General features: G+C 60.3%; 17 protein-coding genes and 3 pseudogenes. 7 read left to right on the plus strand and 13 right to left on the minus strand.

What is annotated here, in order from left to right; genetic code table 11:
• Positions 1–44: 44 nt before the first annotated feature.
• From PSH80_RS09340 to PSH80_RS09375, 8 genes are all read right to left on the minus strand, one after another.
• Complete coding sequence (locus tag PSH80_RS09340; RefSeq protein ID WP_169989335.1) at positions 45–3,671, minus strand: transporter substrate-binding domain-containing protein; 3,627 nt, start codon at positions 3,669–3,671, stop codon at positions 45–47.
• An 8-nt stretch (positions 3,672–3,679) separates the two neighbouring features.
• A complete protein-coding gene (locus tag PSH80_RS09345; RefSeq protein ID WP_057439169.1) occupies positions 3,680–4,306 on the minus strand; it encodes a response regulator transcription factor in 627 nt (208 codons plus the stop codon).
• Positions 4,307–4,657: 351 nt separating this feature from the next.
• Positions 4,658–5,059 carry a response regulator gene (locus PSH80_RS09350; RefSeq protein WP_057958946.1) on the minus strand — a complete coding sequence of 134 codons (402 nt, stop codon included), beginning with the start codon at positions 5,057–5,059 and terminating at the stop codon, positions 4,658–4,660.
• Positions 5,060–5,306: 247 nt separating this feature from the next.
• Positions 5,307–6,638, minus strand: coding sequence for a deoxyguanosinetriphosphate triphosphohydrolase (locus PSH80_RS09355; protein ID WP_057439167.1), 1,332 nt, complete (start codon positions 6,636–6,638; stop codon positions 5,307–5,309).
• A 72-nt stretch (positions 6,639–6,710) separates the two neighbouring features.
• Positions 6,711–7,874, minus strand: coding sequence for an EAL domain-containing protein (locus PSH80_RS09360; protein ID WP_057958947.1), 1,164 nt, complete (start codon positions 7,872–7,874; stop codon positions 6,711–6,713).
• 93 nt (positions 7,875–7,967) lie between these two features.
• Complete coding sequence (locus tag PSH80_RS09365; RefSeq protein WP_057958948.1) at positions 7,968–8,309, minus strand: hypothetical protein; 342 nt, start codon at positions 8,307–8,309, stop codon at positions 7,968–7,970.
• Complete coding sequence (locus PSH80_RS09370; protein ID WP_057439164.1) at positions 8,306–8,692, minus strand: phage holin family protein; 387 nt, start codon at positions 8,690–8,692, stop codon at positions 8,306–8,308. The genes PSH80_RS09365 and PSH80_RS09370 overlap by 4 nt, the downstream gene beginning before the upstream one ends.
• A gap of 2 nt (positions 8,693–8,694) precedes the next feature.
• Complete coding sequence (locus PSH80_RS09375; RefSeq protein WP_057439163.1) at positions 8,695–9,009, minus strand: YqjD family protein; 315 nt, start codon at positions 9,007–9,009, stop codon at positions 8,695–8,697.
• A gap of 355 nt (positions 9,010–9,364) precedes the next feature.
• On the opposite strand from PSH80_RS09375, the gene PSH80_RS09380 reads away from it, so the two are divergent.
• Positions 9,365–10,573, plus strand: a complete 1,209-nt coding sequence (locus PSH80_RS09380) for an ammonium transporter (RefSeq protein WP_057439162.1) — start codon at positions 9,365–9,367, stop codon at positions 10,571–10,573.
• Here the strand turns inward: PSH80_RS09380 and PSH80_RS09385 are convergent.
• Positions 10,560–12,292 (minus strand): annotated as a pseudogene (locus tag PSH80_RS09385) (cation:proton antiporter). The gene PSH80_RS09380 and the pseudogene PSH80_RS09385 sit on opposite strands and share 14 nt — an antisense overlap.
• Positions 12,293–12,446: 154 nt before the next feature.
• On the opposite strand from PSH80_RS09385, the gene PSH80_RS09390 reads away from it, so the two are divergent.
• From PSH80_RS09390 to PSH80_RS09400, 3 genes and pseudogenes are all read left to right on the plus strand, one after another.
• On the plus strand, positions 12,447–12,683 hold the full coding sequence (locus PSH80_RS09390) for a glutaredoxin family protein (RefSeq protein WP_057958950.1): 237 nt from the start codon (positions 12,447–12,449) through the stop codon (positions 12,681–12,683).
• A gap of 76 nt (positions 12,684–12,759) precedes the next feature.
• On the plus strand, positions 12,760–13,095 hold the full coding sequence (locus PSH80_RS09395) for a hypothetical protein (RefSeq protein WP_029298086.1): 336 nt from the start codon (positions 12,760–12,762) through the stop codon (positions 13,093–13,095).
• 51 nt (positions 13,096–13,146) lie between these two features.
• Positions 13,147–14,038: pseudogene (locus tag PSH80_RS09400) on the plus strand (pseudouridine synthase).
• A gap of 68 nt (positions 14,039–14,106) precedes the next feature.
• On the opposite strand, the gene PSH80_RS09405 reads toward PSH80_RS09400, so the two are convergent.
• Both PSH80_RS09405 and mobA read right to left on the minus strand, forming a co-directional pair.
• On the minus strand, positions 14,107–14,328 hold the full coding sequence (locus PSH80_RS09405) for a YgdI/YgdR family lipoprotein (RefSeq protein ID WP_029298091.1): 222 nt from the start codon (positions 14,326–14,328) through the stop codon (positions 14,107–14,109).
• An 80-nt stretch (positions 14,329–14,408) separates the two neighbouring features.
• Positions 14,409–15,011, minus strand: coding sequence for a molybdenum cofactor guanylyltransferase MobA (gene mobA / locus PSH80_RS09410; RefSeq protein ID WP_198799771.1), 603 nt, complete (start codon positions 15,009–15,011; stop codon positions 14,409–14,411).
• Between the two features lie 76 nt (positions 15,012–15,087).
• On the opposite strand from mobA, the gene moaB reads away from it, so the two are divergent.
• The 3 genes and pseudogenes from moaB to yegS all read left to right on the plus strand — a co-directional run.
• Positions 15,088–15,627 (plus strand): molybdenum cofactor biosynthesis protein B, encoded by a 540-nt coding sequence (moaB, locus tag PSH80_RS09415; RefSeq protein ID WP_029298095.1) that lies wholly within the window; start codon positions 15,088–15,090, stop codon positions 15,625–15,627.
• 22 nt (positions 15,628–15,649) lie between these two features.
• Entirely contained in the window at positions 15,650–16,837 is a 1,188-nt protein-coding gene (glp, locus tag PSH80_RS09420) for a gephyrin-like molybdotransferase Glp (RefSeq protein ID WP_178118021.1), read from the plus strand.
• 87 nt (positions 16,838–16,924) lie between these two features.
• Positions 16,925–17,850, plus strand: a pseudogene (yegS, locus tag PSH80_RS09425) (lipid kinase YegS); the annotation flags it as partial.
• On the opposite strand, the gene PSH80_RS09430 reads toward yegS, so the two are convergent.
• A complete protein-coding gene (locus PSH80_RS09430; protein WP_057960229.1) occupies positions 17,812–18,471 on the minus strand; it encodes a response regulator transcription factor in 660 nt (219 codons plus the stop codon). The pseudogene yegS and the gene PSH80_RS09430 overlap by 39 nt on opposite strands.
• Positions 18,468–19,361: a sensor histidine kinase gene (locus PSH80_RS09435; protein WP_057960228.1), complete on the minus strand. Its 894-nt coding sequence runs from the start codon at positions 19,359–19,361 to the stop codon at positions 18,468–18,470. The genes PSH80_RS09430 and PSH80_RS09435 overlap by 4 nt, the downstream gene beginning before the upstream one ends.
• Between the last annotated feature and the right edge of the window lie 305 nt (positions 19,362–19,666).

The following is a 19,666-nucleotide window of genomic DNA, read 5'->3' on the forward strand; positions in this document are numbered from 1 at the left end:
GTTAACGACCATCGCCGCGATGCGGCGACCCGACAATCCCGCCCCTACAATGGCGCCATATTGTCCAACTGCTCTTGCAGCACGTGCTCAAGGTCGAGCATGGCTTGTTCTATGGCTTTGATCCAAATCTCGACCTGCACCGGGTCGGCTGCCTCACCTGCCTGTTCCAGCACCTCACATTGCTTGGCCAGTGTGCGGGCCTGGACGATCCTGGCAGCGCCCTTGATCTTGTGGGCCTGGTCGATCAGGTCCTGAGGCGTGCCTTGTCCGAGCATTGCCATGAGTTCCTCGCGATCACGCCGGCTGCTGCTCAACAATTCTTCCAACAGACGCTGGCTTAACAGTGGATCACCACCGGTGAGGGTGTTCAGGCTATCGAGGTCAAAGATCCGCCCTGGCGACAGTGGGGTGATCTCGGCCAGATGGCGCTCCAGTGTGGTAAGGCTGATGGGTTTGAACAGGCAGTCGTTCATGCCTGCATCCCGGCAGCGCTGTTTTTCCTCCGGCTGAGCATTGGCGGTAAAGCCCAGGATGATGCAGGGCGTGATGTCCTCCCGTTGTTCATGTTCGCGGATCGACCGTGCCAGTTCATAGCCGTTCATGATCGGCATATTGCAGTCGGCAATGATCAGGTCGAAGTGCTCCTGGCGCCAGGCCTGGAACCCCGCCGCGCCATGCTGGACTGCAGTGAACCGGTGCCCGAGGAAACCCAGTTGCTGACACATGAGCAGGCGGTTGGCCGGATGGTCGTCCACCACCAGCACATTGAGCACCGCCGCAGCATCCTGGGTCGCAGGCTTGAGCTCGATCAGCGGGTAGGCAGGTGGCAGGCTGGTCATCTGCAGCGAGACAAACACCTGGGTGCCGACCCTGGGCACGCTGCTCAGGGTCAGTTGCCCTCCCATCATTTCGCATAGGCTACGACAGATGACCAGCCCAAGACCTGCGCCGCTCCTGGCCAGGTGCCCGGAATTGTCGGCCTGGGAAAACGGTTCGAACAGGCGCTGCTGATCGTCTCGGCTGATCCCGATGCCGGTGTCCTCGACCACCAGTTTCATCTCGATTTGCTGTGGCTCGCCGGTGGCCTGGATATCCACCCTGATCTTCACTTCGCCCTGCTCGGTGAACTTGATGGCATTGCTCACCAGGTTCGACAGGACCTGTTTGAAGCGCAGGGGGTCGATCTGCACATCACGTTCTTCAACGCCGGGATTGAACTCCAGTAGCAAATTGAGACTCTTCTGGCGTGCCAGCCCATCGAACACACGCACCACCGACTCGATCAGTTCCCGCAGGTTGACGCGTTCCGGCGCCAGGCTCAGGCGACCCGACTCGATGCGTGCGATGTCGAGGATGTCGCCAATCAACTCCAGCAAGTCCTTGGCCGAGTTGTAGGCCACCTCGATGGCCGGACGATCCAGATGCCCATGGTCGGCACGCTTGAGGGTCAGCTCCAGCATGCCGATCACCGCGTTCATGGGGGTGCGGATCTCATGACTCATGGTCGCCAGGAATGTGCTTTTCGCGCGATTGGCCTCATCGGCACGGTCCTTGGCGCTGCGCAGGTCATCGAACAATTGGCGGCGTTCGCTGATATCAATCCAGCCGCCGATGATGCCCTGGACCTTACCGACCGAATCGCGGTACGGCAGGATCCAGTGATAGATCGTCAGGTGCTGCCCATGAATATGCAGGGCGCGATCCAGGATCAGCGGCTTGCCTTCGGCGACTACCCGCAGATAGTCGGCATGGTACTGACTGGCTTGTGCTTCGTTTTCCAGGTTGATCTGCATGACACTCTTGCCGATGACGTCCTCGCGCTTGACGCCGAAGACCTGCAAGTAACTGTCATTGCAGGTCTGTAGCAAACCATTGCGATCACGCACGTAGATCGGGTGAGGGGTCTCATTGACCAGGGCGCGCATGAATTCGTATTGATCGCTCAGGGCCCTTTCCGCCATCTGCCGCTGCTTGATCTGTCGGCGCATGTAGCCGTTCCAGGCCAGGGATGTAAGCAGCAGCAGCCCGGCGGCGCTGACGATCTGGATAATCAGACGGTGGTAGTTGCGCCAATAGCTGTCGGAGGCGGCCGTGTAGCCACGCCAGCGGTTGTTGATGACCCCAAGTTCGTCCGGCGCGATGCTGAGCAGGGCCTTGTCGAGAATGGAGGCCAGTTCGGTGGCGCTGCGTGACGTCGCCAGGGAAAAAGAAGCCAGTTGCGTGCCGATACTCGAACTGACCTGCAACTGACCCTGGAAGAAGTGGGATGAGAGGAAGTAGTTGGCAACCACCAACGAGTTGACGGCCCCATCCACTTGCCCCTGGGCCAGCATTTCCGAGGCCTTGAAGGTGTCGCTGGCCTCCACCAGGGTGATCTGTGCAAACTCGCGGCGCAGGTAGCCCACCAGGGGGTTGCCTTCGGTGATTGCCAGTTTTTTCCCCGCCATTTGCTCAAGGCTTGAGGGTGCCCCAGGTTCCTTGCGTGTCAGCAGGACATAGGAGTTCTGCAGGTACGGGCGGCTGAAATTGAGCTTGGTTTCGCGTTCGCGGCTGGGGCTGATGGCGGCAATGATGTCGGCATTGCCGTTTTCCACCTGCTCGATCATCTGTTTGACGTTGCGGGTGTTCAGGAACTCCAGGCGCAAGCCCGTACGTAGCCGGATCAACTCCAGCAGGTCGGCGGTCATGCCCCGCAGTTGACCATCTGAGTCGGCGAATGTCAGTGGCGCGAAGGTTTCGTTGATGACCACTTTCACCACTGGGTGATCCATGAGCCAGCGCTCTTCACGCTGGCTCAACTGCAACTTATGGTCGGTCAGCAGGATATCGCTGCCTGCACTCCAGCGTTTGGCGATGTTCTCCCGCTCGTAGGTCCCGACACCGGCGAGGACCGTATTGATGATGCCCAGCAGGGTCTGCTGGTCGCGGTGCACGGCAAAACTGAAGCCGTACGCTTCGTGCTTGCCGAAATTGGCCATGCGGATGTTCTTCAGGTAGCCCTTGTTGATCATGTAATGGGTGGAAATGGTATCGCCGAGAAACACATCGGCCTGGTCAAAGGCCACGGCATTCAGCGCATTCAAATAGGACGGATAGATCTGGATGATCGCATTGGGGTACAGCGCTTCGACTTCTTTCAAGGGCAGGTAGTGGTAGACAAGGCTCAAGCGCAGGCCCGCCAGCCCGTCATCGAGCGGGCGGGTTTCTGTGTCACGGGTGACCAGTACCGGCTGGTCGACCGCATAGGGTGTTGACAGGACGATGTCGGTGTTGCTCGCTTCAAATCCGTTGGCGCTGCCCAGCAGGTCGATTTTCCCCTCTTCCAGTGCCTGGATTGCCGCCTCCCGCGAGGGGTAGCGCACCACCGAGACGGGCAATGCCAGGGCTTTGGCGAGGATGCCCGCGTAATCGGCAGTAATACCTTCATAGTCACGACCGCTGGCGGTGATGTCGAAAGGTGGGTAGTCGGGTGTCGAGGCTCCCAGCAGCAGTTCCCGTTTGTTTTGTAGCCAATGGCGCTGCGTGGGGGTCAGTTGAGTGTCCAACTGAACGATGCCGGCACGACTCAGCAGTGCGTAGCGTTCTGGAGCGGTTTGAGTGGCTGGCACGGCTGTACTCAAGCACAGCCCGGTACTCAAAATGATTAGATAGTCCTTTAAACGCCTTGGCATCCTGTTTCTCACACTAACGCGTTGCGTTTTGCCATCTCGATAAGTTCTACCAAGGACTTGGCCTTAAGTTTTTGCATAAGTCGTTTTTTATAAGTGCTAACAGTTTTGTTGCTGAGGAACATGCCTTTGGCAATTTCCTTGTTTGTACGGCCTTGCGCGAAAAGTTGTAGGACCATAAGTTCCCGATCATTAACGGCTTTGAAAAGATTCAATTCTTCGTTTTCGCCCACATCGGTGCCGGTGCTGTTTAATGCCTGGCTTGGGAAATAGTTGTAACCTGAAAGTACAGCTCTGACAGCACTTAGCAGTTCACTTAGGTCGCCTTCTTTGCAAACATAGCCATCAGCACCGGAACGCATGCAGCGTGTCGCAAAAAGTGTCGGCGATTGGGCCGTCAAGATCAGGGTTTTCATTGGCGTGCTCATTGCATTGAACCTGCAGAGAACCTCCAGTCCGTCGAGTTTTGGAATACTGATGTCAAGAATTATGAGGTCTGGGAGGCATTCGCGGACCATTTGTATTGCATCACAACCGTTATCTGTTTCGCCGACTACTTTGTAACCTTCATGTTCCAGCAACATTCGGATTGCAAGTCGAATGACCGGGTGGTCGTCAATAATAAAAACTGTATTCATGAGCCAATTCCATACTAGTGCAAATAAGCGCGCACATTAGCTCAGAAGGTAGGGCAGGAGCATGAAGGGAAGGCTGAGTAGATATAAAACAGGAAAATTCCTACGGCCAAAAAGGTATTGGACTACGACACACTAAGGCTTTATTGGTCGTGTTGTAAGAGTTTCTTAGGTGAAGGATTGGAAAGTTGTGCGGTGTTATTTGCCGCTTTAATTAAGGTAATGTTTCAGTTTCAAGAGTGTTTAATGTCCTACGCCAAAATTTGAAAATTACTTTGGCCAGGCTCGGTGTATTGATGTAGTGGGGGAGCAGTTTGGTCAGATGGTTGCTGGGCAAGTGCAAGGTCGCACTCTTTAATCATCGGCAAGTCCCGACTGGCTGATCAATTCGATCCAGGCTTCTTTATTCAAGGGCTTAGCCAAATATCCAAGCAGGCGCAAGTCACGTTGTATTGCCAGGGTTTTCAAACATTCCAGTTCGAGGGCAGGCAGTCCACTTAGCAATACAGCACTTTTGACAAAGCCCGTATGGCAGGCTATCTCCACCAGCTCCAACCCGGTGAGGTCCGGCAGGCATTGATCGCATAACATGATATCGAAGGGGGCCTCGGTTGTTCTCATCAACTTGATCGCCTGCTCCGCACTCTCGGCAGGGGTCAGTTGGTGGAAGCCGAAACTCTTGAGCAGGCACTGAATGGCCAGGAGTTGAAAAGGGTGATCTTCCACCAACAGGATGCGCAATTTTCGTTCGGGCATAGGAGTTTCCGTGGAAGTAGCAGCAGCCGGAAACACGTCGGCCGATGCCTGTGTCTGTTTGCTCGGTGAGTCAGGCGCTGGGCTATCGTGGGTTTGCGTGAGTGTAGGAGCTGATCGTTGGAGCGGATAAGAGAGGGGTGATTATTCATCGGGTGTTGGGGTGAATTCGATCAGGCTGCTCTGGTGCCTGCGTAGGTGGATTCTTTGAGGCAAGCACCCAGGCAGGAAAACCTGCCCGGGGTGTGGGTCATTGAGGGTTTGAGTGGCCGGTCATCTCCCGGGCCATCTCGCTGGCGTAGCTATCGGTCATGCCGGCGATGAAGTCGATCATGCGCAGGAATGAACGATGCAGTGGCCAGTCAGGATGGGGGGCGCTGTTGCCGAGCAGATCCAGGACGCGTCGATTCTTGAAGGATGGCGTACGGCCGCCATGTTGCTCCAGGGCCGCGCCGCAGAAAGTGTTCAGGAGGATTTCCAGGGTGGTGTAGGCGCCGATCTCATGCAGGGTTTTGCGCTTGTCCTGGAAGATCTTCTTGCGGGCCATGTCCTTGGCATTCAGTACGCAGCGCTTGGCCGGGCCGTGCATGTGTTCCACCAGGTCGCCTTGCAGGGTCCCGGCCAGCAGCGCAGGCTGTTGTTCGACGAACGCCCGCGCGGCGGCGTTGGTCAGGTGCTCGATCGCCTTGCCCCGCAGGATCGCGAGTTTGCGTCGCCTGGAATCCTCGGGCCCCAGTTGCCGATAGGTTTCCGGCAGGTCATCACCGACCAGGTTCAACAGCAACGACTCGACCTCGGCGTATTCCAGCAACTCCATTTCCAGGCCATCTTCCAGGTCGATCAGGGCGTAGCAGATGTCGTCGGCCGCCTCCATCAGATAGACCAATGGGTGGCGCGCCCAGCGCTGTTCCTCGAGTTGTGGCAGGCCGAGCTTCTGGGCGATCTGTTCAAGGATCGGCAGCTCGCTCTGATAGCAGCCGAACTTATGTTTCTTGTAGCCCAGGGAGTCGGCGTGGCGGGCGGTCCATGGGTACTTCAGGTAGGTGCCCAGGGTGGCGTAGGTCAGGCGCGTGCCGCCGTCGAACTGGTGGTATTCCAGCTGTGTCAGCACGCGGAAGCCTTGCGCGTTGCCTTCGAAATTGAGGAAGTCATTGCGTTCGGCGCTGCTCATGTCATCCAGCCAGCCACGGCCGGCTGCCTGCTGGAACCAATGGCGAATGGCATCTTCGCCGGAATGACCGAACGGTGGGTTGCCGATGTCGTGGGCCAGGCAGGCCGACTGCACGATCATCCCCAGGTCGCTGGGGTCGCACCAGTCGGGTAGGGCGCTGCGAATGGTCTCGCCGACGCGCATGCCCAGGGAACGCCCCACACAACTGACTTCCAGCGAGTGGGTCAGCCGGGTATGGATATGATCGTTGCTGGTCACCGGGTGAACCTGCGTCTTGCGGCCCAGGCGGCGAAAGGCCCCGGAGAAGATAATCCGGTCATGGTCTTTGTGAAACGGGCTGCGGCCCAGTTCTTCCGGACTGTGCAGGGGTTTTCCAAGGCGTTCGCGGGTAAGCAGGGTAGGCCAATCCAAGGCGAGGGCTCTCCATAGGATGAATGTCGGCCCTCAGCTTCCCGGTTCGGCGCGCCCGGAGCAAGCGAAAAACTACAGTCCGGCGGCGTCAATATCGATTAACAGCAAGCGCTGACCGTTACTGAAGAATTGTCCTGCTGTCAGGCAGTGTTGATTGGTCGTGGCATCACGGTAGGTGTTGGAGAGAATCAGGCGCCGCTCTTCCCAGCCTTCGGCCAGCAGATGATAGAAGTAGGGGCGCCATGACCAGTTGTGGCCCAGGTAGCGGCTGTCGGCTTGCCAGGCATCCTGGCGCCATTCGAAGTTGGGGGTCAGTTGGGTGCCGTGGCTATCGCACTGATAAAACCGCAGTAACCGGGGAAAACCCGGCAGCCATGGCAGTTGGCTCAGGGGGGCCTGGGCCAGGGCCCAGCCTTGCAGGATCTGCATCAGTTCGATCAATTGCTGGCGCAATTGCATGATCCGTCCGCGCTCCGTCAGTTTCTGCTGCACATAAGCCTGGCGCAGCACGGCAAAGCGCGGGACGAAGGCATCGGCGGCGAACCAGTCCCGTTGCGCCTGGGCAAACAGATAGCCTTGGACATAACGTGCGCCACACTCAAGGGCAAAGCTCAGTTGCGCTTCGGTTTCCACGCCTTCGGCGATGATCCAGCATCCGGTTTTTTCCGCCATTTGCGCCAGGGCGCGCACCACCTCGCCGCTCGGGCCACCCAGTGCCGCGGCCTGGAACAGGCGCATATCCAGCTTGAGGATATCCGGGCGCAGGGCCAGGACCCGATCCAGTTGCGAATACCCGGCGCCGAAATCATCAATGGCAATCCGTGCGCCCGCTTCACGATAGCGGGCGACGACTTCGGCCAGGCGCTGGCTGTCGCCTCCCAGCTCGGTGATCTCAAACACGATGCGATTTGGATCGACGTCATGGGCCTGCAACTGCTTCAGGCTGGGCAGGGCTTGTCCGGGTCGCAGCAACGTGATCCAGCGGGGCGAGATATTGAGGCTCAGAAACCAGTCTTCAGGTGCTTCATGCAGGCGGCTCAGGGCATTGTCGCGGATCTTGCGGTCCAGGCGGCGTAACGCCGAGGTGGGCGTGCGTGCATCGGCGAACAGTGGGCCTACCGAGAGCAGTTGCCCATCTGCCTGGAGCAGGCGGCCCAGCGCTTCCACCCCGGCGATGCGTCCGGTGGCGGTGTCGATAAACGGTTGAAAACAGGCGAGCGGTTGCCCGTCAATCACAGAGCCTCCTTAGGTGCTTCGGCATGAAAAAGGCCCGGCCCCTGCAGAGAGGGCGCCGGGCCAGATCCGTTTGCAAGAATGCAGCCAGTTACGTCAGGACTTGCGGGACGCACCCTGCATGGCGAGCTTGATCAACGGGATCAGGCCCGCACCGAGCCGTACCAGACGGGTCATGGTGCCGATGCCGCCACCCTTGGCGCCTTTGCCGGTGAAGAATCCCAGCAGGGTCACAGCGGCGACGCCCCACAGCGGCGCATGCTTGATACCAAACCCGTCCTGCCAGCTTTGGCCCATGTTGCGCACCTTTTGCAAGGGCAGCAGCAATTGCTGGGACTCGTGGCGAATTTCCTGGCGGTGCATTTCCATGCGCAGGCGGATCAAGGCCTTGCGCATTTCTCGCCGGGAGTTGGTGTGCGGCAATTCAGTCAGGCTCATGGCAGCAGGCGCTCCCGATCGTTGGCCAACTCTTCGAGTGTGGCGTGGAAAGGCGTGGATTCATCGAATACCGCCGCCTTCAAGCGCAACCCGCAGAACCCTGCGGCCAGAACGTAAAATACGCAAAGGCTGATGATCCCGGTCAGGCGGTAGGTATCCCAGACCAGGATCATGACCAGCGCCGATAACCCCACCAGCAGCAACAGGGCGAACACCAGTGCCAGCCCGGCAAACAGCAACAGGCTGACGGTGCGTGCTTTCTGTTCCTGCAACTCGATGCCGAACAGCTCGACATGGCTGTGCAGCAAGCCCAGGACAGCCGCGCCGAGGCGCCGCGATGTGGAGCTTGGGCCCGCGGACGAGCCGGTTTCGCCGATAGACATGATTAGCGCCTTGTAGCCAGCAGACCGATCAGGAAGCCCACGCCGGCAGCGATGCCAACGGATTGCCAAGGGTTGGCCTGCACGTAGTCCTCGGTGGCGGTGACTGCTGCCTTGCCGCGTTCGCGCAGGGAGTCCTCAGTCAACTTCAGTGTTTCCCGGGCCTGCAGCAGGCTGTCATGGATCTTCGAGCGCAGCTCGTCAGCCTGGTCACCGGCCAGAATCGCGGTGTCGTCCAGCAGCTTTTCGGTATCGCTGACCAGGGTCTGGAAATCTTCCATCAATATTTCTTGAGCAGTCTTTGCCGATTTTCTGGCCATGGTTATCTCCGTGAGTGGCTGTCTGGTGCTTTTACAGGGTTTTGCTTGAGAGTCACCGGTATTGGTGAAGGTTCACTGCAATTGTCTGGTACAGCTTTTGCTTTGCCTTGGTGCGCCAGCCGCAAGGCTTGCGCGCATTGTGGGCGGTTTCGGCCAACGCCTTGAAAAACCTTACCCTAAATCCCTAAAACCCGTGGAAAAACCCGCAAGTCACTGCCTTATTCGATTGTCGTCGCGCCAAAGCGGTTCATTCCCTCTGAAGAAGGGTAGAACGCGCAGTGCCAATTTAGTGCGCGATTGTTGGGCAATGAACTGCTTTGGTGCTTTTTCCTGAACTGCAGGCCTGCCAATCCCCATGGAAAATGTGCAAAGCGCGGTGGACACTCTCGTCCATAGCTCCAATACGCTGTTTATTCTGATCGGCGCGGTGATGGTCCTGGCGATGCATGCCGGCTTCGCGTTTCTGGAAGTCGGTACGGTACGGCAGAAGAACCAAGTCAACGCGTTGTCGAAAATCCTCAGTGATTTTGCGGTCTCGACCCTGGCCTATTTCTTTATAGGCTATTGGATCTCCTACGGGGTCAGCTTTATGCAGCCGGCCGCCGTGCTCAGTGCCGACCATGGTTATGGCCTGGTGAAGTTCTTTTTCCTGCTGACCTTCGCAGCAGCCATCCCGGCGATCATCTCCGGGGGCATTGCCGAGCGTGCACGCTTTGTTCCACAACTGTGTGCCACGGCGCTGATCGTGGCATTCATCTACCCGTTTTTCGAGGGCATGGTGTGGAATGGCAACTTTGGCCTGCAAGCCTGGTTGTTGGCGACCTTCGGCGCATCCTTCCATGACTTTGCCGGTTCGGTGGTGGTACATGCCATGGGCGGTTGGCTGGCGCTGGCGGCGGTGTTGCTGCTGGGGCCGCGTCAGGGGCGTTACCGCGACGGGCGTCTGGTGGCGTTTGCGCCGTCGAGCATTCCGTTCCTGGCACTGGGCTCGTGGATATTGATCGTCGGCTGGTTCGGTTTCAACGTGATGAGTGCGCAGACCTTGTCCGGGGTGAGCGGGCTGGTGGCGGTCAACTCGTTGATGGCCATGGTCGGTGGGACCGTGGCGGCACTGGTGATCGGGCGTAACGACCCGGGCTTCTTGCACAATGGCCCGTTGGCCGGGCTGGTGGCGATCTGCGCGGGCTCCGACCTGATGCATCCGGTGGGCGCGCTGGTCACCGGCGTGGTGGCCGGTGGCCTGTTTGTGTGGTGCTTTATCGCCGCCCAGAATCTGTGGAAGATCGACGATGTGCTGGGTGTCTGGCCGTTGCATGGCTTGTGTGGTGTGTGGGGCGGGATTGCCTGCGGGATTTTCGGTCAGAGCGCCTTGGGTGGGCTGGGCGGCGTGAGCCTGATCAGCCAGTTGATCGGTACCGCCCTGGGGGTGGTAGTGGCCCTGGCGGGCGGGTTGCTGGTGTACGGCGTGCTCAAGCGCCTCTGCGGCCTGCGCTTGAGCCAGGAAGAGGAGTACTACGGCGCGGACTTGTCGATCCATAAGATTGGTGCAGTCAGTCAGGATTGATCGGGGCTTCACGGTTGGCGTCGGTATGCTGGTAGAAACCGTGGAGCAAGCGGTAGCGATTGCGCCGTACTTCGTCGACGCGGTCGCGCACCTGCTGGTCGGGCAGGCCGAGCATGATCATTGCGTGCGACGCGAGCATCAGGCTCGACTCCAGTAGTTCGGGCACCACCTCGCTGGCCCCGGCGGCCTTCAGTTCAGTCAACTGGCTGTCGTCGCGGGTGCGCACCAGGATCGGCACTTTGTGGTTGATCCGTCGCGCTTCCTTGAGCACCACCAGGGCCACGTCGCTATTGTCCACGGCAATCACCACCAGGCGTGCGCGCTCCAGGCCGACTGCGCTGAGCAGGGCGCCGCGCCGGCAATCGCCATAATGCACGCTGCTGTCCTCGGTGGCGGCTTCCTGCACCCGTTCGGGGTCATCGTCCAGGGCAATGAACGCCTGTTGTTCACGGCGCAGGAAACGCCCGATGGATTGGCCGACCCGGCCATAACCGCAGATCAGCACATGCCCGCGCAGCTCGGCGTTGAGCGCGGTGATTGCCTCCAGTTGCACTTGCTGGTTGGGCTTGCGATGCAGGCGCAGGGCGATAGAGGGCGCGGCCCGCAGCAGCAGGGGCGTCAGCAGCATGGAGCAGAACGTCGCGGCCAGCAGCAGGCTGCTGATTTCGCCGGGCAGCATATTGCTCAACTGCATTTGCGCCATCAGTGCAAAACAGAACTCACCGCCCTGGGCCAGGGCCAGGCCGCTGCGCCAGGCGGTCTCGCTGTCGCTGCCGCGCAGCTTGACCAGCGCGGCGACAATGCAGCCCTTGATCAACATCAGTGCCAGGGTCAGCCCGAGGATCTGCAGGCTGTGACTGACGAACAGTTGCAAGTCGATCAGCATGCCGATACTGACAAAAAACAACCCCAGCAGGATGTCGCGAAACGGTCGGATATCCGCTTCGATCTGGTGCCGGTAATGGCTTTCCCCCAGCAGCATGCCCGCCAGGAACGCGCCGAGGGCCGGCGACAGGCCCAGCAGGTGTGTGAGCCAGGCCGTAAGCAACACAATCACCAGGGCCAGCAGCACGAACAGTTCCGCCGAATGCGAGGCGGGCTACTTCATGGAACAGGCGCGGCAGCACCCAGCGGCTGGCGAGCAGCAGACCGAAGAACAACACCACGGTCTTGCCCAGGGTCAGGGGCAGTGCCCAGTACCAGGCCTGCTCGCTACTGCCGGCGAACACCGGGACCAGGGTCAGCAACAGCACCGCGACCACGTCCTGGAACAACAGCACGCCAATCGCATTCTGCCCATGAGTGCTGAATATCTCCCCGAGGCTGGTCAGCTCCTTGCTCACAATGGCGGTGGATGACAGTGCCAGCCCGGCCCCCAGCAGCAAGGCGGCCACCGGCGACATGCCCATCAACAGCAGCAGGGCACCCAGCACTACCGCGCAGCACAGCACCTGCAGGCTGCCGAGGCCGAACACCACCCGGCGCAGGCTGAGCATCTTGGACAGGGGAGAACTCCAGGCCCAGGGAAAACAGCAGGAATACCACCCCCAGTTCGGCGAGGTCTGGCAGGTCTTCGCTGTCATTGACCCAGTCCAGGGCTGTCGGCCCTACGGCCAGGCCCACGCAGAGGTAGCCGAGCACCGGAGGCAGTTGCAGCCGACGGAACAGCGCAATGACGACCAGGGATGAGGCAAGAATGATCAGCAGGTTGGCAAACACAGACATCTCCGTCGGGGTGTTGCAGGAAAAAAGCCGCGAGAATCGCTGAATCAGTTATAGGCCATGGTGATCTGGATCAGGTCTTTGGCATGACTCGACGAGGTTTTTCTCGCGGCCTAGAATGGGTACCTGTTTCTTATCGGGTCTTTACGCCATGCCTCCTGAATGCCAGTTGTTCGGCACCCTGGGCTGCCATCTGTGTGAGCTTGCGGAAGCTGAAATCATGCCGTTGGTCGAATGCGGGCTGTTGGTCGAGTTGGTGGATATCGCCGATTCACAAGCGCTGTTTGACGTCTATGGCCTAAGTATTCCGGTGCTGCGCCGGGTGGATACCGGGGCGGAACTGGGCTGGCCGTTCGAAACTGAACAGGTGGTCGCCTTTTTAAGTTAGCGCTAATCCCGTGGCAGGTTGCTGATTATTCGGTTACTGTATGTTTGTACAGCGATTTGAGTGAGAGGGAACGCCCGTGGTGAATGTCGAACAACTGAAAAGCAGCGTCAACCGCATGTCCGTCGATATCGTACGCGATGCGGTGAATGAACTGCGGCTCGATGGCCTGGTCACGGAAGGCAAGACGCCGTTCAACAAAGTGCATTTCAATACCTGTTTTGCCGAAATCGAAGCCTTGTTCCAGCGCGCCGGTTATCACAAGCAGTTGGATGTGGTGGGGTATCAGGGCTTGCTGTATGCACTGTACGATCCCGGCCGCTGGGAGGCGGTGGACGTCCTGCGTTGGCTCAAGGAGTTTACCGAGGCTGCCAGCGCCTCGCCGGTGCTGCGGGCCGAATTGGTCAGGGCTTGAGATTCTGGGGGATAATGCCCCCTTAGTATTTCCAGGCCCTTGAGTGTACGCATGTCCGATACCGGTTTTTCCGCTGCCCAGAACCAAGCCAGTACGCTGTACCTGCCGCCTGGGCCCTGGGCGACGGTGCTCGACTGCCTGTGCGAGCACTTTCGCGCCATCGGCCGCGAGCAGTGGCTGGACCGCATCGCCCGTGGCCGGGTGCTGGATGGCAATGGCCAGCCCGTCGCCGTGGATCTGGCCTACAAGGAAGGTTTGCGCATCCACTACTTTCGCGAAGTGCCGGATGAGAAGCCGATCCCGGTGCAGGAGACCATCCTGTATGCCGATGAGCATCTGGTGGTGGCCGACAAACCACACTTCCTGCCAGTGACGCCCGCCGGCGAATATGTCGAGCAGACTTTACTGCGCCGCCTGATCCGCCGCCTGGGATAACCCGTCGCTGGTGCCGCTGCATCGCATTGATCGCCATACTGCCGGGCTGGTGCTGTTCTCTGCCAACCCGCAAAGCCGCTCGGCGTATCAACAACTGTTCCCCACCCGGCAGATTGATAAGTTCTACGAAGCCATTGCCCCGGCCTTGCCCGCGCTGACATTCCCACTGGTGCACAAGAGTCGCCTGGTGGAGGGCGAACCGTTCTTCCGCATGCAGGAAGGGCCTGGTGCAAGCAACACGGAAACGGCGGTGCAGGTGCGCGAGAAGAATGGTGACCTGTGGCGCTATGGCCTGTTTCCGGTGACGGGCAAGAAGCATCAACTGCGCGTGCATATGACGGCACTGGGGGCGAGCATCTGCAATGACCCGTTTTATCCCGAGGTCATCAAGGATGCTGTGGATGACTACGCCAACCCGCTCAAGTTGCTGGCCCAGGGCGTACGGTTTATCGACCCGGTGACCGGCGAGCAGCGCGACTTCAGCAGCCGGATCGTGCTTGAGTGGTGATGTTTCCCATGCGCCAGATACAACAAAGCCCGCTTAAGAGCGGGCTTTGTTGTATCTGGCGTTAAGACTTACAGGTCTTTAACGGTGCGAACCTGATCCTTGTTGATGCGGGTACGCTTGCCATCCAGTTGTTCGAATTCGTAGAAGCCCGAATCCTGATCGAATTTAGGGGTATCGACAGCCTGGATTTCGCGACCGTCATTCAGGGTGATCACTGTAGGCGAGGCGCAACCGGCGAGGGTAGCAAGGCCCAGTGCAAGCATGAGAGCGGCGATGGTCCGTTGGGTCATGAGTCTTCTCCGAGAGTAATACTGTGTTGAGTTCTGACCTTGTGACGTATGCAACGTCGGCAAAGTTCCTTGTCTAGCGCTCATTCTGACACGCCGGGGCGTGGGCGCAACAACTCTGGTGTATTGAGGTTGGCCAGGCGAGGGTCGTTCTCGGCGCAATCGAGCGCCTGGGCCCCTAGTTTCAGCAGGATCTGGCGCGGGCTGCGCTCTGCAGCCAGCCAGGCGTCCTCCACCGCGTCGCGCAGGCGCGTCGGTATGACGCAGAGCAAAGGCTCCCAGAACGCCCCATGGCGGATCATCACCGGTACCTGGGGGTGCTGCCGCGCGGTTTCGAGCAGGTCTGCCAACAGTTGCCCGTCGATATGCGGCACATCGCAGGGCAAGATCAATAGATGTTCATGGCGCGCGGCGGCCAGGCCGGCGCGGATACCGGCCAAGGGGCCCGGGAAGTCCGGACTGTCGTCGCTCACCAACTGGTCGCCGTACGGGGCGTACTGCGCCTGGTTGCGGTTGCAGGAGATGATCAGGTCGTCGGTCAACGGCCGCACCAGTTGGTGCAGGTGAGCAATCAGCGGCTGCCCGTGCCAGTCGAGCAGACCCTTGTCCAGGCCGCCCATGCGCTGGCCGCGACCGCCGGCCAGCAACAGGATCGAGCAGGGCAGGGGCGAAGAATTGAGTGGCATGACGGCTCCGCAGCGGCAGTGAAATAGGGGGCTGTGATATAACATCGGGCTGTTCCTTCGACAACCGGACCGAGCCATGAAAGCCAAGGCTGATGCGCCTTTCGTACCTCTTAATATCGCTGTACTGACCGTCAGCGACACCCGCACCCTGGAAACCGACACCTCCGGGCAGGTCTTTGTTGACCGCCTGCTCGCTGCTGGGCATCGCCTGGCCGAACGGGTATTGCTCAAAGATGACCTCTACAAAATCCGTGCGCAAGTCGCCCACTGGATTGCCGAGGATGTGGTGCAAGTGGTGCTGATTACCGGCGGCACCGGCTTCACTGGCCGTGACAGCACCCCCGAAGCGGTCAGTTGCTTGCTGGACAAGCAAGTGGACGGCTTTGGCGAGCTGTTCCGGCAGATTTCGGTCGCCGATATCGGCACCTCTACCGTGCAGTCCCGTGCCCTGGCCGGCCTGGCCAATGGCACCCTGGTGTGCTGCCTGCCGGGTTCCACCAATGCGGTGCGTACAGGTTGGGACGGGATTCTCGCCGAACAGCTGGATGCCCGCCATCGCCCATGCAATTTTGTGCCGCACCTCAAGCTGGCCGAGCCGTGTGAATCCCGTGGATAAGCCGGGCAAGACCGGCGCCCTGATGCCGGTGGAAGAAGCCCTGGAACGGCTGCTGAACATGGCCGAGGCCGCGCCGATCCGTGAGCAGGAACACCTGCCATTGGCCGCGTGCGATGGGCGTGTATTGGCCGAGGCATTGGTTTCCACCCTCGACCTGCCGCCGTGGCCCAACAGCGCCATGGACGGCTACGCCCTGCGCACTGCCGATTGGACCGGCGAGCCGCTGCGGGTGAGCCAGCGTATTTTCGCTGGCCAGGCCCCTGAGCCCTTGGCGGCGGGTACCTGTGCGCGGATCTTCACCGGCGCTCCGGTACCCGACGGGGCCGACTGTGTGGAAATGCAGGAAAACGCCGAGCTGCAACCCGATCAGCGCGTGAGCTTTACCCAGGCGCTGCGCGTAGGGCAAAACATCCGATCCAAGGGGCAGGAGACTACAGTCGGTGAGGAAGTCCTGGCTGCCGGTACACGGCTCGGCCCGATTGAACTGGGCCTGGCGGCGTCCCTGGGGCGCGACCGGTTGGCGGTGGTGCGCCGCGTGCGTGTGGCGGTGCTGTCTACGGGCGACGAGTTGATCGAACCGGGCCTGCCACTGGGGCCGGGACAGATCTACAACAGCAACCGGCGGGTGTTGTGCAGTTGGTTGCAACGCCTGGGCTGCGAGGTGATCGACGCCGGTATCTTGCCCGATGACCTGGAGTTGACCCGCACCCGCCTGGGCGCACTGGGTTCGGTGGACTTGATCCTGTCCACCGGCGGAGTCTCGGTGGGGGAAGCGGACTTCCTCGGTATCGCATTGCGCGAGGAGGGCGAACTGGCCTTGTGGAAGCTGGCGATCAAGCCTGGCAAGCCTTTGACATTCGGTCATTTCCGCGGCGTACCGGTGATCGGCCTGCCGGGGAATCCGGCGTCCACTCTGGTTACGTTCGCCTTGCTGGCGCGCCCGTATCTGTTGCGCCGTCAGGGTGTCGCGGTGGTGCAGCCGTTGCGTTTCGAGGTGCCGGCAGGGTTCGTGTGGGCCAAGCCGGGCAACCGTCGCGAATACCTGCGCGGGCGCCTGGAGCAGGGGCGGGCGGTGATCTACCCGAACCAGAGTTCCGGTGTGCTGCGCAGTGCCGCCTGGGCAGAGGGTTTGGTGGAAGTGGTGGAGGGCAGCACCTTGGCCATCGGTGATCGGGTGAATTTCATTCCCCTGAGTGAAGTGTTGGGCTGAAGAATTTATTTACAGCCCAATGGCTTTTTTCTGACTGCCGAAGGTCAACATTCCTCAGGTCCCCTCCAACAATAGGAGCTTCACCCCATGAGTAAACCCAAGGCACTGTTGATTCTGCACGGCAAGCAAGCCCTCAACGAAGACGTGCGGGCGGCAGTGCAAGGCAAGCGCGAGCAGGGGTGGGAGCTGGCGGTGCGCGTCACCTGGGAGGGCGGCGATGCCCAACGCCTGGTGGGTGAAGCCCTGGATGCCGGCTACACACGCCTGATCGCGGGCGGCGGCGACGGCACGCTGCGTGATGTGGCCGAGGCCATGGCCCGCGCCAAGACCGACGCCAGCCTGGTGCTGATGCCCCCTGGGCACTGCCAATGACTTCGCCCGTGCGGCCGGCGTGCCGTTGGAGCCGCGTGAGGCCCTGGCGCTGTTGGACGTTGCGCCGCGCGCTATCGACCTGGGGGAGGTTGGCGGGCAGGTGTTTCTCAATATGGCCACTGGCGGTTTTGGCAGCCAGGTCACGGCCAACACTTCCGAGGATCTGAAAAAGGTGCTGGGCGGTGCGGCCTATCTGTTTACCGGCTTGTCGCGTTTCAGCGAGTTGCGGGCGGCTTATGGGGAGCTGGTGGGGCCGGACTTTCACTGGAGCGGCGAGTTACTGGCCCTGGGCATCGGCAACGGTCGCCAGGCCGGTGGCGGGCACGAGCTGTGCCCGGGGGCAATGGCCGATGATGGCTTGCTGGATATCAGCATCCTGCCGGCGCCTCAGGAAGTGGTCGGCACCTTGCGCAGCCTGATGACCGACGGCTGGGGCCTGGATAACCTGTTTGTGCGGGCACGCCTGCCGTGGGTGGAAATCAAGGTGGCCGAAGGACTGGATATCAACCTGGATGGCGAACCGCTCAAGGGCAGTGACCTGCGCTTCAGCGCCTTGCCCAAGGCCTTGCAGGTGCACTTGCCGGTGGACTCACCGTTGCTGGCTAATCGTCCAGGCTGATGATCTGTTCGCGCACGGCGAACAGCACCAGGCCGGCCACATCAAAAATCTGCAGGCGCTTCATGATCTGCGAGCGGTGAGCTTCCACAGTCTTGATGCTCAGGCCCAGGCCGTGGGCGATTTCCCGGGTGGATTTGCCGCGTACGATCAGGCGCAGGATTTCCAGCTGGCGCGCCGTCAGGTTGTGGCGCTGCACGGGCGCCTCCGGGTGGGACTGGCTGTGGATCAAGGCCTGGTTGATCACGGTGTGGGCGATGGCCGGGCTCAGGTAGCGCTCGTTGTTGCGCAGTGCCAGCAGCGCATGTTCCAGCTCGTTGGCGGTGGTGTCCTTGAGCAGGTAGCCGTGGGCGCCTGCCTCCAGGGCACGCATGATCAATTGCGGGTCGGTGTGCATCGACAGGATCAGCACTTTGCTCTTGGGGTAGGCGTGCTTGAGTTGCTGCAACGCATCCAGGCCGCTGGTGTGCTTCATCGACAGGTCCAGCAAGACGATATCGGGCAGCAAGGCGGTATATTGTGCGAGCAGTTGCGCGCCATCGGTGGCCTCGCCAATCACCGCATAGCCTGGGATATCCAGGATCAGCGCGCGCACACCCGCGCGGATCAGGGCGTGGTCATCTACCAGCAGTAAATTGCAGGTCACTCTAGAACCTCAGGGGAATTGGCCCGTTCGAGGGTACGGGGCGCCCAGGGGAACAGCGCTTCGATTCGCGTGCCAAAGCCGGGTTGGCTATTGACCGTCAGCATGCCGCCCAGTTGATCAATGCGTTCGCACATGCCTGACATGCCCCGTTGCCCCGCAAGGGCCGGGTCGGTGGCGGGGGAGAACCCCCGGCCGTCATCGCTGATAAACAGCGACAACCCCTGTGGCAAACGTTGCAGGCGCACCAGCAGGTTGCGCGCCTGGGCATGGCGCAACATGTTCGTCACGGCTTCCTGGGTGATACGAAAGGCCGCCACCGCCATCTCTTCGGGAATCCCGGTCAGGCGTTGCTGGCATTCCAGGCTCCAATGCACCGGGGTGTTTGCCAGGGTCTTGAGCAGGTGCGCGCGCAGGCTCGCCTCCAGGCCCAGGCTGGTCAGTTGCCGGGGATTGAGAATGGCCGAGACGTCCCGCACTTTGGCCAGGGTTTCGTTGAGGGTGTTGCACAGTACGCCGCACTGGTCCTGCAACTCTGCCGGCGAGCGGCGTTGCAGCCAGTCGCTTTGCAGTTTGGCAGCGGTCAGCAGTTGGCCGATATCGTCATGTAGCTCGCGGCTGAGACGATGGCGCTCGTTTTCCTGGACTTGCAGCAGGCGGTCGGCCAATTCCTGGGGCTGGAACTTGATCGACTTGCGCGAGCGCCAACGCTGCAGGCCGGCGGCGGTCAGGGCGGCGAGGTTGAGCAACAGCAAAAACAGCGGCAGCGGTGCTTTGTGGGCATAGACCCAGAGGCTGACCAGAGTCGCGCACAGGCAAAGACCCAGGGTGATCCAACGGGTATTGCCCGAGAGGACGAACCTGGCGATGAGTGACTTGAGGCTGGCGTACATAGCAGATGGAGCCGATGGGTGTTCGCTGCGGGTAGACCGGTCATGACCGCTGGCCGGGCTCTGTTTGGAAAGCGATTGGGTTTAGTCTTGGTTCGAGGCGCTTCTCAGATTTATTACGTATTCACGGTCGGCCACTTCGAGCGCGCTAATAGTACCACCAACAATTACCGTTGGTCGCCTGCTACAAGGCTTAGTTCAGCGGCGTCTAGTTGTACTATTAATTTGGTTTTGTATCGCTATTACCCATATTGGGTTAATGATAGTTGGCTGGCTAAATATTTGACGAGCATTAGTTGGGCGCCCGC

This window comes from Pseudomonas sp. FP818, from assembly GCF_030687335.1.
In the GTDB taxonomy this organism is placed as follows: domain Bacteria; phylum Pseudomonadota; class Gammaproteobacteria; order Pseudomonadales; family Pseudomonadaceae; genus Aquipseudomonas; species Aquipseudomonas shahriarae.